This window comes from uncultured Methanofollis sp. (assembly GCF_937919355.1).
Lineage (GTDB): Archaea > Halobacteriota > Methanomicrobia > Methanomicrobiales > Methanofollaceae > Methanofollis.
Map to the genome: position 1 here is coordinate 1 of NZ_CALFSA010000002.1, position 2,975 is coordinate 2,975.

At 56.4% G+C, this 2,975-nt stretch carries 1 protein-coding gene; it reads right to left on the minus strand.

Translation table 11 applies throughout. The features are described from left to right. Positions 1-191: 191 nt before the first annotated feature. The coding region (locus Q0520_RS00090; RefSeq protein ID WP_298665035.1) for a VWA domain-containing protein at positions 192-2,975 on the minus strand (2,784 nt) is incomplete at its 5' end.

The following is a 2,975-nucleotide window of genomic DNA, read 5'->3' on the forward strand; positions in this document are numbered from 1 at the left end:
CCTTCTGGGCTTCGAACCCAGGGACGCGGGTTCGATTCCCGCTGGGTCCGTTTTTCAGAGAAGTATTGCATTGAGGCAGGCCTGTACTCCGCGCAATACCATGTTCTGCTCTTCCCCGATCCGGGATAGGGGCCGGCAAGGAACCAGAGAAAAAGAGGGGGGGGGATTTTTCGAGGGCCGCCCTCACCTTGTCACTCAAGTACGATGAATTTTTTATCCTTCATCGGGTTCCCGAGGTAGACTGATATTTCATGTTCCACATATCCTGCGTCATCCGAGTTGGCCGAGACCCTGATGAAATATGTTGTCAGGGGCAGGTTTCTGATGTCCATCTTCGCGGTCTCCTCCCAGGTGCCGTTCCCCCGCGTGATTGTCCGGACACGGGTCCAGGGGATGGCGTCGGAACGGTACTCGACGACCTCGACGGCGGTCCTGTTGCCGATGTAGGTCATGTTCCACCTGAGGTCCAGGGCATTGCGCTCGATGCCCGTCTGCCTGAGGTCCCGGATGTCGAGGGTGGCGTTGCCGATGGGGGTATTGTTCTGCGTCCGCTTCACCGTCAGGGGAGTATGGGGGAGGGTGAGGAATTCTGTACCGTTGTTGAAGGTCAGTTTCGACCCTGTGCCGAAGAGGTCGATGATGCCGACATTGTTGTCGTTCGGAAGGACTTTGAGGGTGAAGGTGGTCTGCCAGCTCTGGTTGAGTTTGATGGTGCCGATGTTGAAGGCGAGATTGTTGTGGGTCCAGTTTCCGGTGTCGTCCCGGTCATTTCTGTTATAGATGTTTGTGCCGTTGGTGATCCAGTCCATCCTCTCCCGTGTGTAGGGGTCGTAACCAAACGCCTCGTGGCCGGGAATGGACCGCGGCGTGGTATTATTGGTCTTCACCTTCACACTCGTGAAGTCGAGGGAGAGGGTGGTGTTCACCCCGGCCTCGGTCTTCAACTGCCCCGCAATATCGGAGTACACTTTCTTCAGTTCGTCCTCATTTTTAGCCCAGGTATATGTCCCGTTGGCCCCCTCCGAGAGGCGCGTCAGGTACGGCTCCACATCTTTCAGGTCAGAGGCAAAGCCGATGGTGTACAGACGCACCTGGTTGTTATTGGCGTAGATAGACATGTTCTGGTTGGTGAACTGGCCGTCTGTACAGAAACTGCATTCTGCTCTCCAATAAATATCTTTTTCTTCAATATCCCTATAATAGGGGTACATTTCTTTTACTTCTTCCACAGTAGGCTTTTTATTTGGATCATATGCATTGCGGATTGGTCTATCCCACAAGGGTCTATCTAACCACCACTGCCCCTTTTCCTGCAATGTGCCTCCAAGGCCGTCATAATACTGATAGTTGGCAGGTTCCAGTTCATTGCCTGAAAATTCATACCCATCCTTCCATCCCGTGCCCTCGGCCAAAGGTGTTCCGTCATAGTTCCACTCGCCATCGGACATCAGGATGACGGCTTTGACCGCCTCGGGCCGCCCATTTTTTTTCAGTTCCTTGATCCCGAGGTAGAAGGCCTTCCTCATGTTGGTCGCACCGTCGGCGGGAAGTTTGTCAATTTCACTATTGACGGCGTTTTTATCATGCGTCAGGTTCTGGACAACAGATGCATCACTGGCGAACTTCACCAACCCTACCTGATCCCGGGCAGGGAGAGCCATCTGGTTGACAAAATCCTTTGCGGCCTCCTGTGCCTCATCAAGTCTCGATTTTTCGCCATAAGAGGGATTATCTCCCCCATTATCCCAGCCCATACTCCCGGACGTATCCATCACGAGCATCACATCGATCGGTTTCGGCTGGAGTTTATACCCGTTCCCGATCAGGGTGATGTTCACCCTGACGGTTTCGTTCCATGCAGGGTTCGGGGGCGTGACATTGGTGAGCACGCTGAGGTACGGGACATTGGTCCACTCCATCTTCAGGGGCGGGGCGCGATATGTCTTCCACTGCGCCTCCACCGTGCAGTTCGCCCGGTCCGGGGAGGAACCATACCCGGAGAAAAATCCCGGCCTGAAGAGTACGACCGCATAGCCTTTATCGTTGGTCGTCGCCGTAACAGTCGCCTCGGAGGTCGTGTCCCACCGCGGCATCTCATTCTGCGTGTCGGGATATGAAGCAGGATGGACAATGGTGAAGGTAACCACCTCGCCCTCGACGGGGTTGCCCATCTCGTCCATGACCTTTGCCATCACCTGTGCCGGTCTGACGCCGGGGACGTCCCAGCTTGCCATCACCTGGGGGGAGGCGGTGAGGACCATCTGCACCGGGTCGGTGCTCGTGAACCTGACCGTCGTTTCGGCGGTGGCTGTGGAGTTCACCGCGGTCGCCGTGATCGTCACGTCGCCCGTCGTGGTCTTGGGGCCGTACGTGATCGTCACCCTACCGTCCCTGTTTGTCCGGGTGGTCTTCGTCTTTTCACCGGGCAGGGAGGTGGAGATGTTGATGCCGGCGCCAACACAGGGGTTTCCATGCCTGTCTATGGCGGTAAAGGTGACGACAAAGATGTCCTTCCCATTGGCCGGGACCGACTTTGAGGAGGGGGCGACCTCGGGTTCGAGGATCTTTTCAGGGACGTTCTCCCCCACACCGTCGATCGAGAGATACAGGGGAGAGATCTTTCCGGGCATCTCCACGTAGACGATAGTCTCCCCGGCCTTCGAGCCAAGCTGAAGATGGGCTGTTACCTTTCCCTCTCCGTCGACGTCACACGTGACAGACGAGTCCCCACCGACAAAGGCGGCCCGGTCATCCGGAGACCCGACAGAGAAGGTGACTTTTTCCGTATCTTTCCGGCTATCGACCGGGTTGCCGTACCTGTCCTTCAACACAAGGGAGATCGATGTGGTCGTGCCGACATGCACCTCCCTCTCATAGGACAGGTTACTGTAGGTGTATGGCCCCGCATGGTCGACCTTCTGGACGACTGTCGTCTCCGCCACCACCGCACCGGTTGCATTCAGCGCCTTCGCCGT